A 22,126-nucleotide genomic window follows, 5' to 3' on the forward strand; every position below is an offset into this window, starting at 1 on the left:
AGGGGCTTGCCTAACTTGCCCCTTCATCGCATTCTTGTTCCGTTTTCTCAACCAACAGATTCAAATCACTTGCCAATTTATAAAACGCCTTCCACCTGATCTTCCCGTATTTCCCCTCGCTGAGCGGCGGTTGGAATACTTGATTGTACACGTAGTAATCAGTGATATAGTCATGTTCCTTGGTTAGGTAGCGCTCTTCGATCAGGAAACGTTCCATCCGAGGCATTCGCCGGACTACTCGTTCAATCCGATCACAGTACGATTTGCGCTTAGCTTGCTTGTCAACATTGTGTATTGCTATATCTGCCGTTTGATCACTGGTCGTATTGGTTGGGCCGTGTAATCGCTCATTGTATCCGGCCGTTATGCTCGCCTCTCGATCTTCATCATCAATAAGGAACTTGTACATCCGGTATCTTTCCAAAGCATCCTCTACGGCTGCTTGGGTTAGCTTTCGATCAATCTCGGGAAGAAAACTCATTTGCCCCAATTGCACTCACCTCCAGGATGATGGGGATTCCCGGCCGAAGCCGGGGCTTAATGTTACTCTGGTAGCACATCGGAATCCTTATCGTCTACTCCGGCCATCGGATCATCATTCGCCGCAGCCGCAGCTTCCTCGATCGTCATCTGGTTCTTATCCTCCACATCGACCGTGCCGTCCAGGTTGATCGTACCTTTCACACCTTCTCGGTACTTCTTCTGATGCTCTCGGAACTCTTTAACCGTCTGGCTGGCCTTGGCGATCGTCAGAACTACGTCAGTTCCAGAACGGCTATAGAACGCGCTGCTGCTCTCCTCGGACGTGCCGCCCTTAACCTCAAATTCAAGCACCGTCTTTTTGTCGTCCCGGTTCAGCTTTTTGAACTCCGCTTCGACCTTGTAGTCGTCTTCGCCGTCGATCGCCAAGGAAACAACGCTGCGGGATAATGCGCGGAGCTCTTCCCTTTCCTCATCCTCACCCTTGACCCAGAAAGTCATAGATTCCTTTTTGCTGTCGCGTGTTTGTTTATTAAAAAGTGCTTTGATTGTGATAGACATTTGAATTTCCCCTCTCGGAATAATTATTGGAATAATTTCAGTTGGATTTGACAGGTTTCTCGGCTTCAGGATCATGTCCCTCGTCCAATTCCCCATACTCTGCCAAGTCTATGCCGTAATGCTCGCAGATCTTTCGAATGCCCTGGGAGATGTAATGCTGCTTGTGCTCGGGCGACTTGCTGTCGTTGGCTTTTTCGATGGCTTGGCATAAAGTTTCTATGAATTTTACTTGCCGTTCCTCTCTGGCCTGATTACTCTCCTTGGTTACTTCATAGAGGTGAGCCTTCTTCTTGATTTCCTCGAAGTCCTCATAACTTAGAGTTACAGTGGCGCTTTTCATCTACCCGTCCCACCTTTCTTCCTCATCTTCATCCTTGACGAGTATCTTTGCATCTGCCCATTCCGCACCACAGGCACAAATCTCTTCATCTCCGACGGTGATCGGGATACCGTACAACCCTTCTGGCCGGTCACAATACTTGCATTCGTAGTGAGCCATCGTAATCGCTCCTTCGCTCGTACTATTTATTTGGAGTTGTTTTTTCAAGAATGTACTCCGTTCCTTTTTCACCTTTTCCGCAATCAAAAGGGTTAGACATTACCACTACCCAACCAGAATTCAAAGCATCGCTTAATGCTGATGTTGGATTTAGATATCCCTTCGGATATGTTCTCACTACTTTTTGCTGTTTCAATCTGCCCCCCTCCTCGAACTACAAAACAATTTCAAACTTTGCTTTTTGAATGGTACTCGTTGCCCCTAAGTCATTTTCCACAACGTATTGGCTTTCGTTTTCTCCAATAACCGTATATACAACGCCAGTTGTTAGCCCATCGAAAAAGTCCATACCGCCAACATACTTTACTCTCAATTTTCTTCCCTCCTTATTGCACTCTTTGTGCCTACCCCCGCAGCCTTCTCCAACCGCTCAAGTATCTCCAGCACAACTTCCCCGGTACCCAGTTCATAGGTCCATTCAGCTTCGAACCGCTCCCGGATCCAAGCTATGTCTGCCCGGAGTCTGCCAAGCGTGTGATTCTGCTTCCGGAACAGGTTCGCTTCGCCGTGATACTTGCATATCCAGTGGGCTGTATTCTCACGTTCTTCGCAGAGTTGTTCCCGTAACGATGCGATGATTTTGTCTTTATCTTCGATCGGTTCGCTCATTTCCGGCTCCCTTCTCGGATGGGCTTCCATCTGGCCGCCATACGTATTCACGGCCGTCTACTGAAATCACCGACGGTTTGCCTTTGTTGACTTTAAGCACCGTTACCGGCTTGTTGATGATGTCGCCTTTCTGGATTGTCATAACACCTTGCCCCCATGCCGGTGTGGCCGTGTAGCGTTGTAGGCCATCTTTTCGGCGATTGCCTGATCCAGACCGATGTTGTATTTTGCAGCGACGCATCTGACCCCATTTAGGGCATGACCCAAACAAGCTATTGCCAATCTTTCACTTCCACGTGCTCTGTAATTCCATGCTTGAGATAGGTCGAAATGTATGCTGGTTAGATGCTCAGGGAAAGAATTGTATTTTTCATCGGATTTGAAGCAACGTTCGATAGATTCTATTGCCGATGCTTCCAAACGCGATCCCCAGTTATACCGTCCTGCGGTGTCAAATATCCGGATGCAGATGTCGGCCAACTCCGATGGAATTCCGCAGGGTTTCCATGTTTCGTCAACTGGTTCAGTCGCCAGTCTGATCTCTGTACCAGTTTTCTTTTCATACCAAGTCGCGTGAGGTTCAGCTCCGTTCCGGAAATCCTCCAGTGCTTCAGATCCTTCCGAGTGGATCAGGGCGATGATTTCTCCGAAACTTCGATCCTCTTCCCACCAGCCTTTGCTGACGGCGTTTTTGTGCGCTTCCCGAACTAACTCACTGATAAATTTCATGTCATTTATCCTCCCTTAGATCATTTAATTTCCAGTAGTACAGCTTGGAGAACAACTCCATTTCCCGGGTCCACGTGGCGGCTGATGTCTCTTTGAGCCGATCGTATAGGACGCGGTAATCGATGACGATCGCTTCCTTCGACTGGCTTTCACTCATCAGTCCACCTTGTAAAAGGTCAGTGCATCCCATCCGCGATCATTCAATTCTTTGGTCATTACTTCGGCTGCCTTTGCACGCTTATTCCCTTGACCGCCGCTTGTTGGCGTGATCATATAGCCCTGACCAATCCATTGGCGTTTCCCCCGGCAATAAAGACCGGCATCCTTAATAGCTTGCAGCACCTTCACTTCACGTTGACGGGGAATCCGGAGGAAAACTGAATCAAGGTTCGCCGTCCCTCCGTCTCCAACTGCATCAGCTGCAGCCTTTGCCGCGGCGTTCGCCTCTCGTAAATCCGTTACAAGCTTGTTTCTGTCCACTTCTATCACCCTTTCAAATCTCGCTTTTTTACCGTACTATTGATGATGAAAATCCAAATAGAAAAGAGGTTGTTTTGAATGCCTGCTTCGCACGTTAGAATTGGTCGTATCGAAGAGATGATGAACGAACTTGCTTTTGATATGAATCACGCTAAGGAAATGATCACCTTTTATAAAGAAGCTCCAGAGAAAAGAATTTATTGGGAATCTCAATTTGAGTACGTCACTAAATTGAGATCAAGATGGATCAAGAGTTTTAATCTGGATATGGAATAATTTGATCTTTTCACTTTAGAACAAAGTCATCTGCTCCATCTCCACCGGCGCCCGCGGTACCGCAAACCGATCCCAATTCGCTCCCGGCCATGCCCCCGCTCCGTCAGAAGTACGGAAGTAGACTATCTCCAAGCCATCCGGGGTGGCGACTCGAGTAACGAGTCTGGCCGGACCTTCGCGAATGGTGCTCAGATCGTGCGTCCAGTCGCCGGGAGGGGAACTCCGAGCCTCTTCATAGATGGCCCTGCCCTCTTCCCATTTGATCTGCTGCATCATGCCAGCCCCTCGATATCGAACAGCGTTGGCATCTCGACTTCGGCTTCTGCCGCCTTCAGGTACCCGACTCCATCCCGGAAATAATCCGCGTTTAGTTCGATGCCGTATCCTTGGCGCCCCATCTTCACCGCCATGTATGGGACAGTCATCAGGCCACCGAATGGATCAAGAACAAGATCTCCGGGATTTGTGTAGCGGTTTATGATTCGCTCAACGATGTCGATTTGAAGCGGGCATACATGCATTTGCTGGCGGCGCTGGCTCTGCGAAGTGTTAAGAGTCCTCATCCGGTTGATGTCGTCCCATACTTCGTCTGTCCAGGATCCCGGAGCGACCACCATAAACGTCGCCGGGAGCTTCCCATCTCGGTCCAACTTCTTTGCCAGCTCGATATGTTCCTCGTAGCTGTAGACATTGCCCCTCGAGTATTGGCGGAATGCATCCTGAAGGTTCTTGACCGGAGTTGCCGCGAGCTCTTCCTTGCTCAGCAGCCGGTCTCCGCTCGACCTCCAGTATCCATGAGCATCGATTTGCCATTGTGCCCTGGTGTAATCTTCTTTGGTCTTGGTGACCGGATCATCGGCGTAGGCCCGGCTCGTATCACTCGGGAGTTTGCGGAACAGCAGGATATACTCAGGGCATCCTACCCCCATTTTCGTCCCGTCCTTGCACTGCTCCGACCAACCCAGGCGATAAGTTTGGTTGTTTTCCCGGACCACATCTGTCACAACCGTGATCATCCCGAAGTATTGGAACCCGTGCCGCCGGTAGTGATCGATGCACATCGCGTGGAAAGGTTCCATCGTCGGCATTCCGGTACCCGTTGCATTCCCGAACAATACCCGGTCTTTTACGTGGATAGCCGCCACCCTGCCGGGCTTAAGGATCCTTAGCAGCTGCGGCGTTAGGTGATCCATCTGCTCGAAAAACCGCTCGGTGTCCTCGTTATGACCGAAGTCGTTATAACTCGGCGTGTATTCGTAATGGTTTGAGAACGGGATCGAAGTATGGATCAGGTCGATGCTATTCTCAGGCATTTCCGCCGTCTCCAGTACGCAATCGTTGTTTACGGCCGTCCACCGTTCGCCTTGTAACTTCACGCGCTCAACTCCAATCGTGCGGGCCAACTTGTCGATAACCGATGTGCCCGATAATCCATATTTTTTGATGATCTCGACCATCTTGCCGACCAGGTAATCATGCTGCCGCCACTTGTCCATGAGCGTCTTAAGAATCTCGGATTCGCTTTCCATGTAGACAAAATGAATCTGGCAGCGGTTCTGCTGTTGGAAGCGGTGAATCCGGTGAACCGCCTGGATCGTATCGTTAAAGCTGTAATCGATTCCGCCAAAGAGAGCGATATGGCTTTGCTGCAGGTTGGCGCCGGACCCAAGTATCTCCGGTTTGGAAAGGAGAACGGTATATTTCTGAGCCTTCCAATCCAGAACGCGCTGCTCCTTCTCTTCATGTGACAAGCTGCCATACACGGAGGCGACGGTGATCCCTTCGGCGGTTAATGCCCGCTCGATAGCGTCCTGCTCATCATTGAGGTGGCACCAAACGACGACCTGTTTCGGGGTGTTGGCTTTGACGATCTCCACAACCTGGGCAACCCGCGCACCGATGCTTTCCCGCTTCTCCCGCGCTGCATCCTTTAGTCCGATTGCCGCATCCCTGAGGAGGAGTAACTGCCCGTCCTTTTCGGCTCCGGCCGCACTGTGATCAACCGGGAGCTCGTGATACTGCAGGTCCAACGGCGGAAGATCGTAACCCTCATCGGAATATCCGAGGTCCGAAGGCTTAGTGATGAACAGCGCCCAGGTCGATACCCAAAGCCAGAACTCATCCTCCTTGTGCGGGTAAATCGTCAGGTTATTGGCCTTGGTGCTATCCCGCTGGAAGAACCGTGTGAGCGCCTGCCCTGTGTCCATTACCTCGAGGAAGCCGGCATAATGGATCAGCTCCTTGTACTTGTTCGGGCTCGGGGTAGCCGTACAAACCAACTTGAACGGTACGCCTTTGAACTTGTCGAGGAACGTTTGATAGGTCTTGGTGCCGTATCCGCGCAGCACACTCGCCTCATCCAGGACGCAGGCTGTGAAGTAAGTCGGGTCAATGTCTCCGTCCCTAACCCGTTCGTAATTGGTAAGCAGGATGGATCCTGCAGCTGCTTCAACCTCTGCCATGGTCCGAACATACTCTGGCTTCTCCAGCCCCAGCAGGTTCACAGCGTCATTTTCGAACTCCAGCTTCACGCCCAGTGGGAGGACAATCATTGCTTTGCCGCCGCGGTATTTCACCACCAACCTGCAAAATTCCAACTCCTGCACCGTCTTTCCCAACCCAAAGGCTTCGAACAACGCCCGGCGACCACCTCGGATTGCCCAGACTATTGAATCCCGCTGATGCGGTTTGCATATTGGATGTATTTCATCCGGGTAGACGATGAATCCGGTCTCCCTGGCTATCTCGATTTTGGATCTGAGGAAGTCAATGTAGCTCATAGGCTGAATTCCACCTGCCCTACCGCCATCGGCTTATATCGTTCAAGCGTCAGCTGTTGTCCCGATCCCGTGCATAGTTCCGGCAGATTCGACCGAACCAGCGCCGCCGCGAATGGCGGAGGAACTGCATTCCCACATCTTGCAACCTGAGCGCTCTTCGGGTACCGGACGCCATCCGCGTCCACATCAATGATGTAGTTGTCCGGGAATCCCTGTGCTGCGAACAACTCATGGGGTTCCAGCATCCGCATTCCGATGTCAACGATTTGATAATCCACACCCTCGACCGTGACCAACCCGAATCTGTCTTTTGTTGTGACGGTGTGCAGTGGCTCGTCCAGCTGCTGGCCGTTGTCTGCGCTGCCGTAATATTTCAGAAGGAAAGCCCGGACCTCTCCTATGTGCAATCCACCAGCGGTAATTGTATGAACTGGCTCGTCGGCGGCGTGACCGATATTGGTACCGCGCATCTTGATTAAGTGAGATGTGACCAGCCCGAGTGCATGTGCTGCACCTGCCGGGCGAGCAGACCCAGCACCGCTCGTGATAGTGTGTAAAGGTTCGTAAACTGGATGTCCCGTAGCGCCACCACGGAATTTTGTTATATGTGCCGTAACCAATGCACTATGCCCACCGCCTCCAGCAGTGACCGTTCCGATTGGTTCATCAGCGGCACTGCCCACAGATTGACCAAAATGGCGAGCCAGGAATGCCGCTACCACCGCATGTTTCCGTCCGCCAGAAACCACAGTGCCGAGGGGCTTCTGCAATCCAGGAGCTCGCGGAGCTTGCCCCGGTCCCTCGCCGTAACCGATCTCTATAAGCGTGGGACTGACGACCATATGATGATTTCCTGTTGTGATAGTTCGGAGTGGTTCATCTGGCGAGCTGCCGGGATGTCCAGACGTGTTTACCCCAAGAATCGGAGTAACAAGTAGGTGCTCCGCCTTTGTTGTTACCGTAGTCAACGGGTCTGTCGCTTCGTATTGCATCCTATCTCCACCGAACCCAGTCTGACCGATCCGGGCGATGTACGGCGTTACCAACCCCCATCCGTTCGTTGCCGTAATGGTTTGCATTGGCTCTTCTATGCTCTGTCCTCGGAATTGATCGTATTTGTGGTTGACCTTGATGATGTATGGAGTGATAAACGGATTCGGGTTGTCCAGAATGAACCTTTGAATGCCCCGGGCAATCCTGCGCTCTGTATTCATCGCCAGAGGCTTCTTCCGTTCGAAGATGCTCGGGCATGGAATCGACCAATCGATGATCTCCGCAGCTGTCCGCCAAGGCTTAAGCTTACCGGTCTTAACCTCATCACTTTCTGGATCACCGTGCGTAGGTTCTGGCCAGACTATCGGGCGACCGTCTCGGCGGGCTATCAAGAAAAACCGTTTGCGGATAGTAGGGGCCCCATAATCACATGCCCGCAGTTCCCGGCTCTCCACCTTGTATCCAAGGCTTTCGAGTTGCGCCTTCCAATGCTCAAAGGTCTGGCCTTTTTTGCTTTTTACAGGACGCCCCTTCCGTACTGGTCCCCATGTTTTAAATTCCTCGACATTTTCAAGGATTATGACCCTTGGCCGCACTTTTCCAGCCCACTTCAGCACGATCCATGCAAGGCCCCGGATTTTCTTTTCTACAGGTTTTCCACCCTTCGCCTTGGAAAAGTGCTTGCAGTCTGGTGAGAACCATGCCAACCCTATCGGTCTTCCAGCAGCTGCCGCTTTCGGATCAACATCCCAGACACTTTCACAATAATGCTCCGTCTCCGGGTGATTTGCTCGGTGCATGGCGATCGCTGCCGGATCGTGGTTAATGGCGATGTCTACGCTGCGGCCGGTTGCGAGCTCGATTCCTGTGGATGCTCCGCCGCCTCCGGCAAAGTTATCAACGATGATTTCCTGCATGTTCACCCTCCTCAATTCTTCCGATCAAGCCCGAGCGCGATGGCCATCCGGCAGATATCATATTTACTGCGGCCGAGCTTCTTGGCTGCCTCTGATCGTTTCCGGCCATCGTAGTGTTGGAGCATCCACTTCCGCTCTTCGTTACTAATGTCCAGTGGCGTTTCTACCACCGGAGGTGGGGAGTTAGGAGTCTTTCTCTTGATCGTGATCGCATCATCCGTAAGCTCCAACACTCCCTTAGATATTCTGATCAACACACCATCCCGTACGAGCTTTGCTAGCATAGATTGCAACGAGTTGATTTCTATGTTCAATCGCTTCGCCGCCTCTTTGCGGGAAACACTCGAAAAATATGCGTTCAGGATTCGAGCCTCACCCCGGGTGATGTACTCATCCTCGAGTAATTGCGGGATGCTTTCCTTTATCTCAAAGTCCAGTTTTGGCATGATTTCGGCCTCCTTTCGGCTAAAATAAGCACGTCTGTTCTGTATTTTGGGTGTGACTGTCCGCCGCCGCAGGCTTCCCTCGGCGTTTGTTCGTTTTTGATTTTGGTTTTGACTTTGGCTTTTTCACCGTGCTCGGGTCAATAATGGCCATGATGACCTCTTGCTGGTACTTCGGGTATATACTGAGCGCTGCTAGATAAGCACCTGCGATTCCGCGGCTTTTGACGTCATATACTGCCTCGGCAATCCGAGCGAGTACGTAAGCATCTGCGATATTATCCGTCCGAGGCTTATGCCCCCAGTGATCTTCAACAGCAACCATAACGCGGCGCTTAACCTCTTTGCCGTCCAACTTCACTTTGCTTCCGGGTTCGCCTTCCCACTCATCGACATTTACAAATTTCTTGAGCTGGTTAGGTGTTGCCGAAATGAACGTGCCCACCTTCCGATCTGTTGCCAGCCTCGCCGCCCAGTTGTAGCCGGTCGAAACCTTATTGGTATCGAACTTGGCCTCCATTGCAAATCCTTCTATGCAGACATTGTCATCTGGCCTTAAATGGCTGTAGATTTCATTCAGAATCATGTTTATCCGAGCTGGTGCAGAGTCTCCTTTGCCTACAAACTCCGTCCATCCGAGTAACGATCCGTCAGGACCCAGCGCTACAAACCCTGTATGCGTGGCCGGGTCTACTCCCACGTGACGCATATCAGTTGGCCGTCCTATACGGCAGAATCAGGTACAGGCTTTCCTTGCCGTCCGTTGGCGTTACGATGATCGGGCTCATGGCTCCTGTGAATCCCATCTTTACATGCTCGCTGTCGATGACCTTCAGCGCGTCGAGCATGTATTTGCAGTTGAAGGAGATACGGACAGCGTCGCCGTCGATGCTCTCGGCCTCTAGCTGCTCGTTGACTTTGCCGAGCCCGCTCGATGCTGATTCAATGCTCACCGCGCTCTCCCCAGCCGCTTCTATACGAACGATATTCGTCTTCTCTTCACGCGCCATGAGGAAGGCCCGGTCCAGTGCTTCGACAAGGGATTTTGTTTTAACGACCAGTTCACTTTTAAAGCTGGTCGGAACAATCTTCGAAGTGTCCGGGAAGGTTCCGTCCAGTAACCGGGAGTAAAACTGTACCTCTCCAATCCGGAACAGGACCTGACTCTTGCTCACTGATATTCCGACCGGCTCGCCCTTATCGGGTATAATCTTGATCAGCTCATTCAGCGTCTTACCGGAGATGACGAATGTTGCAGGTTTGACCTTCTCATCGATCTCCATGGCCGCCGTCGCCAGTCTGTGACGATCGGTTGCGAGCAGATTCAGCTTCCCAGGCTGTAACTCCCACTTGACTCCCGTAAGAATCGGAGAGCTTTCGTTGGTTGATATTGCAAAGGCCGTCTCTTTGATCAGATCCTTCAGGTCGCTTCCTGGTATGGAGATGGTCTGGCCATCGCTCAGTGCCGGTACCACCGGAAACTCTTCCGGGTCCATGCCGACCATGTCGATCTTGGTCTTTCCGGATTTGATCGTCGTTGTAAAGCTCGCATCGGTTTCGATGCTTACCTCGTCTTTCGGCAGCTTCTTGATGATCTCCACAAAGAACTTTGCCGGGAGGACCACGCTGCCCGTGCGCTCAATCTTAACGATTTCGGCGCCGTCTTGAGTTTCAGCCGGGATGCTGGCTTGGATTGTGGTATCAATATCGCTCGCCGTGAGCGTGACGCCCTGGTCGGTGACATCCAGCTTTACTCCGGTCAGGATCGGTATGGTGGTCTTGCTGCTGATCGCTTTGGAGACGTGCTGGATGGCTTCGTTCAGCCATTGTTTCAGGATGGTAATTTTCACGTCCGCTTCCTCCTTTGCTGGCTTTTTGACTTGCGATATGCAAGCTTCCGATTTTTCTTGCATCGTTCCTTGTATGCTGTTGCAGCAAGCAGCCATTTGGCCCTTAATCGATCAATCTCCTCGACAGGAGTTTTATAGTTATAACTGGCCTCAAAATCTCCAGCAATCAAGTCGGTGTAACCGTACGAATAATGATCTTTGAAATGAGTTCTGTCGTAAGATTGTCCACATTGCTCGATTGATTCAACCTGCCCCCAATGATCCTCGTACCATGAATTTCGCTCTAGTTTATCACCGCAGATAGGGCAAAGATCGGTTTTATATTTTCGTTGATATTTCAAGTGGTTAAGCTTTGATTGAAGTTCATGCCTGTAGTGTGTGGGCAAATTCGGAATCGTCAGAAGCTTGCGAATTGAGACTCTTCTCATCCTTGCACCTTCCTTTCTTAATCATCCAGCCAGGCCGACAGGCTAGGCTTTGGTTTTTCCGGTTCTCGTTTAGGTTCCGGCAGTGGCGGTGGTGTTGTTGTCGCCGCAGGTACGGTTTCAGGCGGCGCCGGATAATACCCCCGTCCACTAGCCCGCTGCCGATATGCTTCGATCACTCGCCACATCCGGTCGTAGGCAGCTTTGTACGTTTCGACTTCATCCGGAGTGCTTAAAGGATCCTCGATCAGTTCGGCGCACTTTACCATTCGGCCACATAGCTCATTGAATTCGTCATCGTTGTCGATCCGATCAGGTATTTTTGCCATTCGCTTCAGCCCGCCTTCTTCTCGTACTCAATGTCAGCGAATTTAGAAAATTGTTTTAGGAATGCCATTTCCACAGTCCCAATGCCAATATTCCGGCCTTTTGCGATAATTATTTCGGCAATCCCCTTTTTCTCAGAGTCTTTGTTGTAATAATCATCTCGGTAAATGAATGTAATGATATCGGCATCCTGCTCCAAAGATCCTGATTCCCTGAGATCTGAAAGCATTGGTCGTTTATCCGGCCGTTGTTCAACATTCCGACTGAGTTGAGCCAATGCAATAACAGTAATCCCATATTGACGTCCCATAAGCTTCAGATTACGGCTCACGTAGGCCACCTCTTCGCTCCGATTTTGAAAATGAATTCCTGATGAAATGAGTTGGAGGTAGTCGATGTAAATAACTATTGGGCACCCGGGGTTATCTTTGACTAAGCGCTTGGTCTCGCTTCGGATGTGATGCAATGTCGCCCCCGGAGTTTCGTCGATGTAGATCGGCAGCCTTTCCAATTCATCCCGGGCGTGACTGTATCTCTCCCAATCCTCATCAGAGAATCCACCTGAGCGCATCTTATGGCTATCGAGATTTCCCAGCGAGCATATGAATCTTTCCGTCACTGTTATTGAAGCCATCTCCGCTGAGAAGATACCGACTACCGCTCCAGCCCGGCCCGCTGCAATAGCGTCATTCCCCATATATGCCGTCTTCCCCATGCTGGGGCGAGCCGCAATGATCTCAAAGTCTCCCTTTTGATGCCCGCCTGTCATGCGATCTAGTTTTTTGGACAAAGTCGGCGGACCAGTCATACCCTTCTTTTTTGCTCGTTCTTGAAGGTCAGATATATGGTCCACTAACACATCTGACATTTTGACTAGCCCTGTTCCTTCCACCCTTGGAGCAAGTTCGGCAAGCTCTTCCAACTTAGAACGAGTCTCAGCCAAGTGTTTATGGACGTCGATCCCATCCTCTACGCCTCTGGCTGCCATAGCCTCCATCAGTTCGGTGGACTTCCGCTGAATGTAACCATTCCTGATGATAGCCTGGTACTTTGCAAATCCCGAAAGAGACGGAACTGAAGATGATAACTGACTCAGATAACTAATCCCACCCATTCTTGCAAGCCTGTTCCCCGACCTGCTCGCCATCAACGTCAAATCAATGGTTCCGTCCTTCTCGTATACAAATTTCATATACTCGAAAATTAATGAGTGCCGATCATCCGCAATAAAGTCATCCGGTGACAAGTAGCAGCTATCCATCAAGTCAGGCTGTAGTAGAAAGCTGCCCAGGACGGAAGATTCAGCTTCATACAGACCGTTCATCGTCGCCCACCCCATTTCTTCATGATGTCGTCAGGCGGTGGAGTGGCGTTTTCCCACCAGTCCTCTTTTTGCTCCAACAGAAAGGTTGTTTCTTGCTTTTGCTGTTCGTAATCGGTGAGTTCTTCCAGATCGGCCCTGATGATGTCGGAGATTTCCGGGAAAAAGTGTTTCGTCTGGATGTAGTAGTGCAGGTTTCTCAAGGCCCGCTCCCCATCGATGTCGGCGAGCATTTCGCACCATAGCCGATGAATCCCTGGATTCTTGCTAAGGTTCGGGGCACTGTTCGGGAAGGCCGCGCAAGCCTTTACCAGGATTAAGCTGACTTCTTGCTCCGTCACCGTCGGCACCCCCTATATGATTTTTTAAAAAGTTGAGGTTGTCCGAAAGTTTATCGTTACCGTTCTGTGCTAATCCTTCAGGATCAACGATAGGGTAGTCCTTCCATCTCTCTTGGTTTAAATAGGTTGAGGCATGCGGTATGAACTTGGTTTCCGTATTAAGAAGATTGCATGTCTCAACGAAATTGAAGGTGTAATCGATAACGATATCCGGATCGAACTCTTCCTTTTTGCAAAACTTGCTCCAGGTCTTTTCTGCGTATGCTTTATTTGCTTTCCTTGGGTATAAAGAATAGAAGGTTTCAAACATAATCTCCTTTTCTTTAAAACCTTTCTTTAAATACTTTCTTTTTTGGGTGTCTAATTCGTCACCACTAGAGCCCTCTAGAGGTGTCTGATTAGTCATCCCTGTGGTGTCTAATTCGTCACCACTAAATAATTCGAGTTGAGTTGTCTTTTTAGACACCTCTACCACCTTCCATGACTCATAGTCTTTATTGAATCGGATAATTCGGGAACGGGTCCCTTTTTGCTCAGAAACGACTTGAACGACATTCATTCTGATGAGCTCAGATAGTTCGCGAGTCACTTGCCGCCTAACCATATCCATCGCTTCCGCCAAGAATGAAATTGACAATTCCGCTTCTTTTTTTCCAAATCCGTATGTGTAGCGCCAGATGATCATGATCATTCGCAACTGGGACCCGTTTAATTTGAACTTAGGAACCTGTTCTAACAGCTCGTTAGATAACTTCGTGAATTTATCAGGTTGTGGGCTAGCCATTCCACCTCACTCTTTCAGCTGACGCCTTCATTTAGAAACATGCCTGCTTCTTCTGGTGTCCGCGCACCTTTCTTGGTGTTGCAGTTTGAACATGCAGTAGCCAAATTTTCAAAGGTCGTCGTTCCACCGCGAGACTCAGGAAAGATATGGTCTGCAGTTAGGTCTTTGAATGATCCGCAATACCTACAGCGATATCCATCTCTCTCGAAGACGTCCTTCTTTAGTTTTGCTGGTATAGCTTGTTTCTTTTTCGTCTTAGTTTTTTCAGTTGGGCCCGATGGCTGGAATAAAAGGTCATATGAGCGCTGAACACATTCAGAGCACAATGTGAAGTCTCTTTCTTTCCAATAAAGAAGTGGACCGATTGTTCGTTCCTCGCACTGATCGCATATATGAACCGCGCGTTCGTCAGAGAAAATTTCGATTGATTCGTTCAGTTTCATATATCCTCACCAACGTTCAGGTTAATTGCTTTGCATGCTCAACGATACGACTGGCGAGGGGCTTTACTCCCTTGGCTAAATCTTCAACAGACGGTGAGCAATACCACTCCTGAATTAAAGCTTCAATCTTTTCCTGCAGCTGTTCCTCCGGCGATTGCTCGACGGTGTAGCCGTTGACCAGGGCATTCAGGAGTTTCCTTCCCGCGGAAGCGGAGCTTGTTCTCCACTTATACAAAGTGGCTGCCCATTCTCCGTCGTCAGGACGATCGGAGACCAAGAAGATATCTTCGGGGCTCCAGCCGTTATCCCGAAATGATTCGATCGCATTGAACACATCCCGGGGAAGCTCCACTTTATCCCTTGGCATATCGACTTCATCTTGAAGCCGTAGCTTCTCTTTTTGCATATCCACGATCGTCTGGGCATGCTTGGCTAGATCGTTAATCGCCTTTTCCCGTTGCTGAAGGATCTTGTTGTATTCGGCTTCGGTGTAAAGGAGCTCCCCGTCTTCCTTCCGGACCGCTTTATGAAAAGGGGCAGGGAGATCGTTTTCTTTCATCATGTAAACTTCTGTAGAAACATGCGAGATGTCATAAATCTTTCCTGTTTTGCCTGCGTACCACGTTCCAATCACAGAACCGTTCGTAATTAAGACTTTTGGCAATGTAATTCCTCCTTAAATATCCGTCTTATTTTCATGACTTGGTGTCTTTTAAAAGGCCCTAGGAATTCCCCATCGATCACAATGATCAAACCGTCTGCGTGCTGGATCACTCCGAACTTCATTTTTGTAAAGTCGATAGGATTCGCCTCCTCAAACGACTTCCAGATGATAATCTCGTTTATTGATAAGTTTTTTTTCAAAGAGCGCCATCCGGACCGCCTGCGAAGCAAGCTCCGGCGTATTATTGTTGCTGCTCAAGTGGGTCAAGTAGATTCGCTCACCCTTGCCCTTGATCAGCTCTTGCAATGCTGCTGCTGTCTGATCGTTGCTCAGATGGCCCCGGTGCGGATCGGTTATTCGGTCTTTGAGATAGGCGTCATAGGGTCCGTTCTCGAGCATGTCCAGATCGTGGTTAGCCTCTATGATGTAGATATTGCCCTCCATCATCTCCAGCATGTCGGAGTCGATGTGCCCGGTATCAAACACTACGCAGGCGCGGTTTCCGCTGTCATCCTCTACGGCGTACCCGACCGGCTCAAGGGTGTTGTGATGGGTCTGGAATGGATGCACGCATAGGCTGCCAAGCTCGATCGTGTCATACTTACTGTATGTCGTTTCAAGGACCTGCCGTAGTTCCCCATCTACGCCGCTGATCTTCTGCCATTCGCCATGCGTTGCATAAACTGGCATGCGGTACTTACTAGCCAGCGTAAGGCCTTTGACATGATCGCTGTGGCTGTGAGTGATGAATACCGCCTGTATGTCGGTCGCTGCATTGATGCCCCTAGCCAGCAGTTTCTTTTCAAGGTCCCGCTTCCATTTGCCGGCATCGATTAGGATCCCGGTGGAGCCGCTTTGGAGAAAGATGCAGTTGCCGTCTGATCCGGTTGCGAGAATTTCAACCTTCATTATCCTGACTCCGCTGTTCAACAAGTGTCCGGGCTATATCGGCGATCATCATTGCCACATTCGCAACATCAGCAGCTTCTTTTATAACTTCTTCGTTTGAAATGCACACGGACAATTCGTGGACCTCTTCATCCAGTTTTTCGAAAAGGTATTGAATTCGGCAGTCCTTCCAACCGCCTTTCCAATCGTTCTCCCGCAGTTTTTCTTCCATTTGCTGTGCAAACCAAGTGACTTCTTCTCTAGGTTCGATCGAAGCCGAACTATCGTTACTCATATCGCTCGCTCCCTTTTCGTTTTCTCTTGCCAGGCTTTGTCTCCCAAACATTCAACCGGAGTAACTTCGAAATGCCGCCTGCCCAATACATAGGAGACAAACAAGCCTGTGCTTTGCTCATAGTACATTCCATTGAGCACCTTCTCGGCCGGTTCCGGCTGCTGGTTGAGATCAGCGCCGCCGAACAGGTCCAGTTGCTCTACCACGTTTTCCAACATTGATCTCCTCCAGTTCCCGTTTGCACATGGGGCATAACCGCCTACCGTGCAAGTATTTCACCTTGCCTGGTTCAATCTCATCTCCACAAATCTCGCAATCAGGAAGGCGTCGATAAATTTCAAAGCGGGAGCGCATCATCCGCAGCCTGCTTCTCGGCGATGTGCAGGTCCATGACTTTCAGGAGAGCTTTGTACTCTGGCAGGGTAGGCTTCTCGCCTTTAATCTTGCCGTGATTCTGGATATATTCGTCCATGCCTTCTGGAGTGGTGATTCCGAGAGTTACAAACTTGCGTTTCATCTCCGCGCGGCATTTCTTGATTTCATCGGTGTCGTCCGCCTGTGGTGTCTGTTTCGGTTCATCTTTCGGTGGCGTACCCGCTGCGTTCGCTTCGTCGGTAATGTCCCTGCGGGCAGGTTCAGTTTCTGGAGTCGCTGTAGATCCCGGTGCTGTGCCGAACTCATCTTCCGAAACCTCAATCCCGTACTGCCGTTTAAACGCCCGTTTGATGGCGTGTTTTACGATCATGTCATCGAAATAGTCCTTCCACATCTGAGCATTTCGCCCTTTCAGCAGGTGCTCTACCTGATCGCGGCGGACAATTACCATGATGTTAGGCGCATCCTCGCGGTAGGCGATGCAGTAGGCTCCGATCGTCTCGCCAGGGTTCATTACGTCAGGCTCGTGCTCGACTTCACCGGTGTGCATCTTCGCCTTGAAGTGGTCATTCTGACGGATTTCCGAAGCGATGAAACCTTTATATTGCGGATGTTTCTTGGCGAGAGCTACAATGCCTTCGACTGCGATTTGCATGCTCATGACAGGGCCGTCCTTGCCGTTGTATACGATGCAGTAGATTTGGTTAAGGAATGGGTCCAGCCCCGTGCGAACGCACGTCTGGACGAAAAGAGCGAACTGTTCGTTGCTTGTGCCTTTGGCAATGGTGGATTTCAAAGTGTCGAGATGTTTCTGGGTATAGCTTCCGACTACAGCGACTTCTTCGTTGATCGCCTGCAGCTGCGTGTTTGGCTTGGTCATATGAATGATGCCTCCTATAAGAAAATGGTTTTAGTGGTGTTCATGAAGCGGTGGACCAGCTCGAGCCGATCATCAAGCGCCTTGCATACGAGCCAGTTGTCGGGGTTAATGCCGGCTTCCTTAATGGCGATCTTCTGGCGACGGGTTGGGTTTTTACCTTGCTTCATGCGGTTAGCCCCGCGCGTAGAACTTTTGAAATGGCTGGCTGTTAGCTTTAGCGTGTTGCTTGCGCTCCCTGCGGGAGAGGATGCGGCCATATACCTTCTTGATCTCCGTGGCAATTCCAGACGGACCGCGGTCGCCGGGACGATAAGGGATCTTTCCGAGAGCTGTTCTCTTAAAGCGACGGTTGGCTTTGAAAACCGCATAGTCACGAGCGGCGCCTGCTTGGATGGCTGAGGTTAATGCGTCTTTCTTGCTTGCGAATGGGCTATTATCTTTCATTGGATATGTCCTCCGTTTCGATTGTGAATTCGCGGCCTTTGACCGCTTGAGCTGTGATTAACTGGCCGTAAATCTTAAACTCTCCGGTATACTCTCCGATGCCATCGACAAAGGTCGGAAGGATGATTTCGGATTGCTTGAACAGCACTTCGGAGAGTTCCAGGCCCGCGGTGATCTTTTCGCCTACCGAGAGGGTGGCGTAATCCTTGCCGTCCATCTGGATGCTGAAATCTGGTTCGTATTCGCCGGAGGTCTTCACATATTTGAAGAGCCGAACTTTTAAGCGAGTGAACAGGGACTGGACCTTCTCAGCCTGCAGCTCTGCTTCCTTGGCGCGGTATGCTTTGATCGCATCCAGGATGAAGATGGATTCCTTGAGTGCAGCCAGTGTTTCGTCTTCGGCCTTCTTAGCCGCTTCGACGTCTGCTTTGAGGTCGGCCCGCGCCTTTTCGGCGTGAATCAGATCCTCCAGATCGTCGCGCTTGCGTTCGAGCTCGCGCATCTCATTCCAGAGGTCAGAGACGTCCACGATTTCCATCCCGGCCAGCTGTTCTTCCAGCTCTTTACGCTTGGCGACCAGCGCTGCATGCTCTGCGTGGAGTTCCTTTTTCCGGGCTTCCTTGGTGTCGGTGACAGCCTTCACGGATTCCTCATCCAGCGGTCGCTTGCAGCTCGGACAGGTGTCTTCGATCGGTTCGTAATAGACCTTCATGTAACGATCTTTGGCGGCATCAACCTGTTGGCGTGTCGCGGAAAGCTGTGCCTGCAAGGCTGATCGCTTATCAACTTCCGACTTTGCCTTTTCAATCTGTGGATTGATGGCCTGGATCTTTTCCAGCAGCGTGGCCGACTCGGCTTTCACCGCTTCAATATCATCCGGCGAGGCCGGCAGGCGGTCGAACTGCTCCCGCAGGGTTTTGGTCCGGCTTTGCGCGGCGATATGTTGCTTTTCGAGTTTGGACTTCTGCCCTCCGGTACCGCCATGAATCTTCTGCAGGTCATCGAGGGAATGCTTTTTCAGCAGCTCGTCCAGTTTGGCGGCAGCCGGGTTCAGTGAAATGTCCTTTACTTTCTGGTCCGGTGTAGTCCGGCTCATTTCAGCGAGAACGTTGCTCCGGGCTGGTGGAACGGTGTTTTTCAAAACCATCTCGCGCTGCTTGGTCCAGTGTTGCGTGAAAAAGTATCCTGGATTATAAAGTGATAGGAACGTATCTTTGTCGAACAGAGCGGCCACAGCCGTCTCAAACTCCTTGGCTTTCATCGGGACTTCATCAATGTAGAAAACATTGGTTCCCTTCTCGTTGATCTCCCGGGCGAAGGTCATTTCAGTACCATCTACTGAGATGGTCAGTTCTGCGTAAACCCGGTCAAATTCGTATGTTGTAGGCGAAGGGTTAAAGCGATTGCCCCACATATCAGTGCCGTAGAAAATCCATACGGGCGCTATATTGAACGTTGTTTTGCCCTCGCCGTTATTTCCAGTAAGCCGGGTAATGTCGCCATATTTCTCATCCAGTTCCCGGATCCCGGCGAAGTTTCTAAGCCCCTGCCGAATGAATCTGAATTGCTTTGTCATTTGCAATCCTCGCTTTCTAATTGACTTTGTCAGTCAAGTAGCTCTGATTTTTTCTAGCAATCTTCGAAGAGTTAGCAGCAAGATCAAATTGAGAGTAAGAACCCACATGAGTTCTTCTTCCATCCTCTGAAATTTGAACTCTCCATTTTTTAGATGCTTTGTGCCAACTTACACCCCTCGCGCCGCTAGTATTGTTTCTTTGATCCTTCCGATTTTGAGCATTTTGTTTTCTAGTCACGTTCCTTAAATTAATCTTTCTGTTATCGAGAGGATCGTGGTTTATGTGATCCACAACAAGTTCTTTTGGTGTCTGCATAATGAATCTGTGTAGCGGTATGACCTTTCTACATCCGTTTCGAACATGATCGCCTCTCACATAAATCAATTCAGATTTCGAGTCTTTTACGGCACACCAAGTCCCGCTAAAGGAATTAATTTTTTCTAGTTGATCGGTATCTATAAGGCATTCAATTTTTCTTCCTTTTCGCATAACGAATATTACAGACACGTCTCCACGAATTTCATATTCGTTTTTCATTTGCACCGCCTCTGTGATAAGATGGTTTCGGGTTATTTTTTATGTCCGCTCTCACTGGGCGGCTTTTTTTCTGTCTACCGTGATGCCGTATTTCCGCTCGATCCGCTCGAGCTCATCGATCAGGTGTGCCCTGATTTCTTGGCTTTCCTCAGATTGAAGCCAGTCCCAAGCAAACAAGTAATTTTGAATATCGATCCGGACTATGGCCGGCAGTTTGTTGTAAATTCCTTCGATCATGAGGGCTGGAAATTGTTGAGGTTCAGACATTGGCATCCTCCTACAACTCTGCGAGCTCTTGCTTGAGCAGTTTGATTTCTTCTCGAACCTGATCCAAGATTGCATCTTTGGCCCTGGTTGCTAATGCCCCAAATTCACGATATTCGATATATGGCCCATTACTTGACTGGTCCAGAATTTTGATGTTGAATTTCCCCGCGCTGTATTCGATCACATGTTCCAAGTCCTTGATTTTTCTCTGAATCTTCCGAGCCTTATCCACCCGCTCGCCCATGTATTTCAGAGTCTGTTCATCCATGCATTTCCCTCGCTTTCATTTGATTTCTGGGCTCAAAAACCCGATTTTGGCAAAAAAATAATAGGCGTTGCGATTTTTGCCTATTCGCAGTCATCACACTTCCGCGGATGACCAGGCTCCTCTCCGTCGATAAATGTGCCGCATTGCTCGCAGAGCAGGCCTTCCAAAATCATTTCAGCAACTTCCCCCATCGTCTTTCCTCACCTCCCTCTCCGTCTTGCGGTTCTTCTGTCCTTCGCATCGATGGAATCACTGGGGTAGCCTATGTTCACGTTCGGAGCGGGGACGTGACCCGCTAGGTTCTTGCTGGATGCCAGGGAGTCGAATTTAACGCCTTGCGGCTTTCCGTATCGCCCAAACAGTTCCTTACGCTCCATCTTGTGAGCTGTGCGGCAATGGTTATTAGTGATTACATCGCCTGTATGGTCGCAATTTGGATAAGGACATCTGACTGTACTACCAATGATTACTGCCATCGCTAGTGCTCCTTTCTTATTTCATGCAAGCCATGCACACCATACTCCCCGCCGCACCCGGCCAACGAAATCCTCGAAGGTAATGCCGTAACGACTAAGAATGTCGAAGTGTTCAAAGTAGGTGCCGAGCTTATCAAGCAGTTCGTCTGACATCTGGATCACCCCACAAGGCCCGGCGAGCCTCCCGGTGTTTGCGATATTCTCCGAGAGCGAACTGAGCTGTTTTTTCATCCCCACGGAACTGAGCGTCCATTTTAACTTCCAGCCAGTAAGCCATCTTCTCGCGGAGATCATTTTCAAGGATCGCATTATTCATTGGATATTGCCTCCATCTCAGTAGATTTAAATTTGTTAATGAAATACATCTGGCCCTTGCCAGTGACCTTTGGCGTTTTATTTACAGTGATGTGACCGTCTGAATGGTTGATGGTTGTTTCCTTGATCTCAAATAATCCCATCTCCATCGATCGTTGCGTCGGCATGTTGTAGTCGGTTCCCTTGCGGCTGATCAAGAATCCATTTCCGCGGAGCCATGCGAACAATCTGTTCTGTCCAATATCAACGCCATTTTGCTTAATGATCTTGGCGAGCTCCCCGACCAGAATACTTGTCCGACTTGCCGTAACAGCATCTGCAAAGAGTACCTTTGGTCTATCAGATTCAATCTTAGAAGCCAGCTTCGCGCGTTCCTCATTGGATTGCTTCAATCGTTGGGCCAAGTCTATGATCGTGTCAGGATTGAGCAAAACCTCTTCGATCTTGGCTGGCGTCATGTAGGCTCCGTGCTGTCGGATCGTCGGGAGGACTTCATCAAACAGCCATTTTTCGAACTGTTCTGCTTTCTCCCTTATTGTTGGGTTTCGTGATTGGTCAGCCGCCTTAACGATGAGCCGGTAAACGTCGCCTTCTGGGATGACATTTGTTTCTTGGTTGCCTCCGGATGAAGGTATTCCCAACTTAGAAACCCCTTTGCAATGATCGATGATCGCTTTGCTAGGATTGGAGTATTCCAGGACCCGTGCAATATCAACGCCGACAAAATGCGGTTTTCCATCTAATTCAACCGCCCGGATTTCTCCGAAAAGCTGATGATTAAATATCTGCGGTTTGTTCATTCGGTTCACCTCATTCTTTTAT

38 protein-coding genes are annotated in these 22,126 nt (G+C 50.0%); 1 reads left to right on the forward strand and 37 read right to left on the reverse strand.

Features of this window, described 5'->3' with window-relative positions; translation table 11 throughout:
- Positions 1-10: 10 nt before the first annotated feature.
- The 11 genes from NYE70_RS11290 to NYE70_RS11340 form a co-directional block, all read right to left on the reverse strand.
- Positions 11-481, reverse strand: a complete 471-nt coding sequence (locus NYE70_RS11290; RefSeq protein ID WP_341047580.1) for an ArpU family phage packaging/lysis transcriptional regulator — start codon at positions 479-481, stop codon at positions 11-13.
- Positions 482-543: 62 nt separating this feature from the next.
- The gene (locus tag NYE70_RS11295) at positions 544-1,041 is read right to left on the reverse strand and encodes a hypothetical protein (RefSeq protein ID WP_341046008.1); all 498 of its coding nucleotides are present in this window, start codon (positions 1,039-1,041) and stop codon (positions 544-546) included.
- 37 nt (positions 1,042-1,078) lie between these two features.
- The gene (locus NYE70_RS11300; protein ID WP_341046010.1) at positions 1,079-1,381 is read right to left on the reverse strand and encodes a hypothetical protein; all 303 of its coding nucleotides are present in this window, start codon (positions 1,379-1,381) and stop codon (positions 1,079-1,081) included.
- Positions 1,382-1,588: a hypothetical protein gene (locus tag NYE70_RS11305; RefSeq protein ID WP_341046012.1), complete on the reverse strand. Its 207-nt coding sequence runs from the start codon at positions 1,586-1,588 to the stop codon at positions 1,382-1,384.
- Positions 1,563-1,736 (reverse strand): hypothetical protein, encoded by a 174-nt coding sequence (locus NYE70_RS11310; protein ID WP_341046013.1) that lies wholly within the window; start codon positions 1,734-1,736, stop codon positions 1,563-1,565. The genes NYE70_RS11305 and NYE70_RS11310 overlap by 26 nt, the downstream gene beginning before the upstream one ends.
- Before the next feature lie 18 nt (positions 1,737-1,754).
- Positions 1,755-1,913 carry a hypothetical protein gene (locus NYE70_RS11315; RefSeq protein WP_341046014.1) on the reverse strand — a complete coding sequence of 53 codons (159 nt, stop codon included), beginning with the start codon at positions 1,911-1,913 and terminating at the stop codon, positions 1,755-1,757.
- Positions 1,910-2,209 (reverse strand): hypothetical protein, encoded by a 300-nt coding sequence (locus NYE70_RS11320; RefSeq protein WP_341046015.1) that lies wholly within the window; start codon positions 2,207-2,209, stop codon positions 1,910-1,912. The genes NYE70_RS11315 and NYE70_RS11320 overlap by 4 nt, the downstream gene beginning before the upstream one ends.
- A complete protein-coding gene (locus NYE70_RS11325) occupies positions 2,187-2,351 on the reverse strand; it encodes a hypothetical protein (RefSeq protein WP_341046016.1) in 165 nt (54 codons plus the stop codon). Before NYE70_RS11325 ends, NYE70_RS11320 begins: the two co-directional genes overlap by 23 nt.
- On the reverse strand, positions 2,348-2,938 hold the full coding sequence (locus NYE70_RS11330) for a hypothetical protein (RefSeq protein ID WP_341046017.1): 591 nt from the start codon (positions 2,936-2,938) through the stop codon (positions 2,348-2,350). Before NYE70_RS11330 ends, NYE70_RS11325 begins: the two co-directional genes overlap by 4 nt.
- A gap of 1 nt (position 2,939) precedes the next feature.
- Positions 2,940-3,095, reverse strand: coding sequence for a hypothetical protein (locus tag NYE70_RS11335; RefSeq protein ID WP_341046019.1), 156 nt, complete (start codon positions 3,093-3,095; stop codon positions 2,940-2,942).
- A complete protein-coding gene (locus NYE70_RS11340) occupies positions 3,095-3,418 on the reverse strand; it encodes a hypothetical protein (protein ID WP_341046020.1) in 324 nt (107 codons plus the stop codon). The genes NYE70_RS11335 and NYE70_RS11340 overlap by 1 nt, the downstream gene beginning before the upstream one ends.
- Before the next feature lie 78 nt (positions 3,419-3,496).
- Between NYE70_RS11340 and NYE70_RS11345 the strand changes: the two genes are divergently transcribed.
- Positions 3,497-3,694: a hypothetical protein gene (locus NYE70_RS11345; RefSeq protein WP_341046021.1), complete on the forward strand. Its 198-nt coding sequence runs from the start codon at positions 3,497-3,499 to the stop codon at positions 3,692-3,694.
- A 15-nt stretch (positions 3,695-3,709) separates the two neighbouring features.
- Here NYE70_RS11345 and NYE70_RS11350 read toward each other — a convergent pair whose 3' ends face one another.
- The 26 genes from NYE70_RS11350 to NYE70_RS11475 form a co-directional block, all read right to left on the reverse strand.
- On the reverse strand, positions 3,710-3,967 hold the full coding sequence (locus NYE70_RS11350; RefSeq protein ID WP_341046023.1) for a hypothetical protein: 258 nt from the start codon (positions 3,965-3,967) through the stop codon (positions 3,710-3,712).
- The gene (locus NYE70_RS11355; protein WP_341046025.1) at positions 3,967-6,474 is read right to left on the reverse strand and encodes a DNA methyltransferase; all 2,508 of its coding nucleotides are present in this window, start codon (positions 6,472-6,474) and stop codon (positions 3,967-3,969) included. Before NYE70_RS11355 ends, NYE70_RS11350 begins: the two co-directional genes overlap by 1 nt.
- Positions 6,471-8,384, reverse strand: a complete 1,914-nt coding sequence (locus tag NYE70_RS11360; protein ID WP_341047582.1) for a DNA cytosine methyltransferase — start codon at positions 8,382-8,384, stop codon at positions 6,471-6,473. The genes NYE70_RS11355 and NYE70_RS11360 overlap by 4 nt, the downstream gene beginning before the upstream one ends.
- Positions 8,385-8,395: 11 nt before the next feature.
- Positions 8,396-8,830, reverse strand: a complete 435-nt coding sequence (locus NYE70_RS11365) for a hypothetical protein (protein ID WP_341046026.1) — start codon at positions 8,828-8,830, stop codon at positions 8,396-8,398.
- 19 nt (positions 8,831-8,849) lie between these two features.
- On the reverse strand, positions 8,850-9,536 hold the full coding sequence (locus tag NYE70_RS11370) for a hypothetical protein (protein WP_341046028.1): 687 nt from the start codon (positions 9,534-9,536) through the stop codon (positions 8,850-8,852).
- Between the two features lies 1 nt (position 9,537).
- Positions 9,538-10,677, reverse strand: coding sequence for a DNA polymerase III subunit beta (dnaN, locus tag NYE70_RS11375; protein ID WP_341046030.1), 1,140 nt, complete (start codon positions 10,675-10,677; stop codon positions 9,538-9,540).
- Positions 10,674-11,018, reverse strand: a complete 345-nt coding sequence (locus NYE70_RS11380; protein WP_341046032.1) for a hypothetical protein — start codon at positions 11,016-11,018, stop codon at positions 10,674-10,676. Before NYE70_RS11380 ends, dnaN begins: the two co-directional genes overlap by 4 nt.
- 104 nt (positions 11,019-11,122) lie before the next feature.
- Complete coding sequence (locus tag NYE70_RS11385) at positions 11,123-11,371, reverse strand: hypothetical protein (protein WP_341046034.1); 249 nt, start codon at positions 11,369-11,371, stop codon at positions 11,123-11,125.
- A gap of 65 nt (positions 11,372-11,436) precedes the next feature.
- Positions 11,437-12,753 (reverse strand): replicative DNA helicase, encoded by a 1,317-nt coding sequence (gene dnaB, locus NYE70_RS11390; RefSeq protein WP_341046035.1) that lies wholly within the window; start codon positions 12,751-12,753, stop codon positions 11,437-11,439.
- Positions 12,750-12,983 carry a hypothetical protein gene (locus NYE70_RS11395; RefSeq protein WP_341046037.1) on the reverse strand — a complete coding sequence of 78 codons (234 nt, stop codon included), beginning with the start codon at positions 12,981-12,983 and terminating at the stop codon, positions 12,750-12,752. The genes dnaB and NYE70_RS11395 overlap by 4 nt, the downstream gene beginning before the upstream one ends.
- A gap of 34 nt (positions 12,984-13,017) precedes the next feature.
- A complete protein-coding gene (locus tag NYE70_RS11400) occupies positions 13,018-13,875 on the reverse strand; it encodes a replication protein (RefSeq protein WP_341046038.1) in 858 nt (285 codons plus the stop codon).
- Positions 13,876-13,889: 14 nt separating this feature from the next.
- Positions 13,890-14,318, reverse strand: coding sequence for an HNH endonuclease (locus NYE70_RS11405; protein ID WP_341046039.1), 429 nt, complete (start codon positions 14,316-14,318; stop codon positions 13,890-13,892).
- Between the two features lie 16 nt (positions 14,319-14,334).
- A complete protein-coding gene (locus tag NYE70_RS11410) occupies positions 14,335-14,982 on the reverse strand; it encodes a hypothetical protein (protein ID WP_341046040.1) in 648 nt (215 codons plus the stop codon).
- A gap of 150 nt (positions 14,983-15,132) precedes the next feature.
- On the reverse strand, positions 15,133-15,891 hold the full coding sequence (locus NYE70_RS11415; protein ID WP_341046041.1) for an MBL fold metallo-hydrolase: 759 nt from the start codon (positions 15,889-15,891) through the stop codon (positions 15,133-15,135).
- Positions 15,881-16,165, reverse strand: coding sequence for a hypothetical protein (locus tag NYE70_RS11420; RefSeq protein WP_341046042.1), 285 nt, complete (start codon positions 16,163-16,165; stop codon positions 15,881-15,883). Before NYE70_RS11420 ends, NYE70_RS11415 begins: the two co-directional genes overlap by 11 nt.
- Positions 16,162-16,383 (reverse strand): hypothetical protein, encoded by a 222-nt coding sequence (locus tag NYE70_RS11425; RefSeq protein WP_341046043.1) that lies wholly within the window; start codon positions 16,381-16,383, stop codon positions 16,162-16,164. Before NYE70_RS11425 ends, NYE70_RS11420 begins: the two co-directional genes overlap by 4 nt.
- A 119-nt stretch (positions 16,384-16,502) precedes the next feature.
- Positions 16,503-17,420, reverse strand: coding sequence for a RecT family recombinase (locus NYE70_RS11430; protein WP_341046044.1), 918 nt, complete (start codon positions 17,418-17,420; stop codon positions 16,503-16,505).
- A 14-nt stretch (positions 17,421-17,434) separates the two neighbouring features.
- Entirely contained in the window at positions 17,435-17,587 is a 153-nt protein-coding gene (locus tag NYE70_RS11435) for a DUF6906 family protein (protein WP_341046046.1), read from the reverse strand.
- Between the two features lie 4 nt (positions 17,588-17,591).
- Positions 17,592-17,864: a hypothetical protein gene (locus NYE70_RS11440; protein ID WP_341046047.1), complete on the reverse strand. Its 273-nt coding sequence runs from the start codon at positions 17,862-17,864 to the stop codon at positions 17,592-17,594.
- Positions 17,854-19,440 carry an ATPase gene (locus NYE70_RS11445; protein WP_341046049.1) on the reverse strand — a complete coding sequence of 529 codons (1,587 nt, stop codon included), beginning with the start codon at positions 19,438-19,440 and terminating at the stop codon, positions 17,854-17,856. The genes NYE70_RS11440 and NYE70_RS11445 overlap by 11 nt, the downstream gene beginning before the upstream one ends.
- A gap of 16 nt (positions 19,441-19,456) precedes the next feature.
- Positions 19,457-19,978 (reverse strand): HNH endonuclease, encoded by a 522-nt coding sequence (locus NYE70_RS11450; RefSeq protein ID WP_341046050.1) that lies wholly within the window; start codon positions 19,976-19,978, stop codon positions 19,457-19,459.
- Between the two features lie 51 nt (positions 19,979-20,029).
- Positions 20,030-20,245: a hypothetical protein gene (locus NYE70_RS11455; protein ID WP_341046051.1), complete on the reverse strand. Its 216-nt coding sequence runs from the start codon at positions 20,243-20,245 to the stop codon at positions 20,030-20,032.
- 10 nt (positions 20,246-20,255) lie between these two features.
- Positions 20,256-20,513: a hypothetical protein gene (locus NYE70_RS11460; RefSeq protein WP_341046052.1), complete on the reverse strand. Its 258-nt coding sequence runs from the start codon at positions 20,511-20,513 to the stop codon at positions 20,256-20,258.
- Between the two features lie 200 nt (positions 20,514-20,713).
- Entirely contained in the window at positions 20,714-20,989 is a 276-nt protein-coding gene (locus tag NYE70_RS11465) for a hypothetical protein (protein ID WP_341046053.1), read from the reverse strand.
- 133 nt (positions 20,990-21,122) lie between these two features.
- The gene (locus tag NYE70_RS11470; protein ID WP_341046054.1) at positions 21,123-21,305 is read right to left on the reverse strand and encodes a hypothetical protein; all 183 of its coding nucleotides are present in this window, start codon (positions 21,303-21,305) and stop codon (positions 21,123-21,125) included.
- Positions 21,298-22,104 (reverse strand): phage antirepressor, encoded by an 807-nt coding sequence (locus NYE70_RS11475; protein WP_341046055.1) that lies wholly within the window; start codon positions 22,102-22,104, stop codon positions 21,298-21,300. Before NYE70_RS11475 ends, NYE70_RS11470 begins: the two co-directional genes overlap by 8 nt.
- Between the last annotated feature and the right edge of the window lie 22 nt (positions 22,105-22,126).

Source organism: Paenibacillus sp. FSL R5-0407, from assembly GCF_038009185.1.
Lineage (GTDB): Bacteria > Bacillota > Bacilli > Paenibacillales > Paenibacillaceae > Fontibacillus > Fontibacillus vini.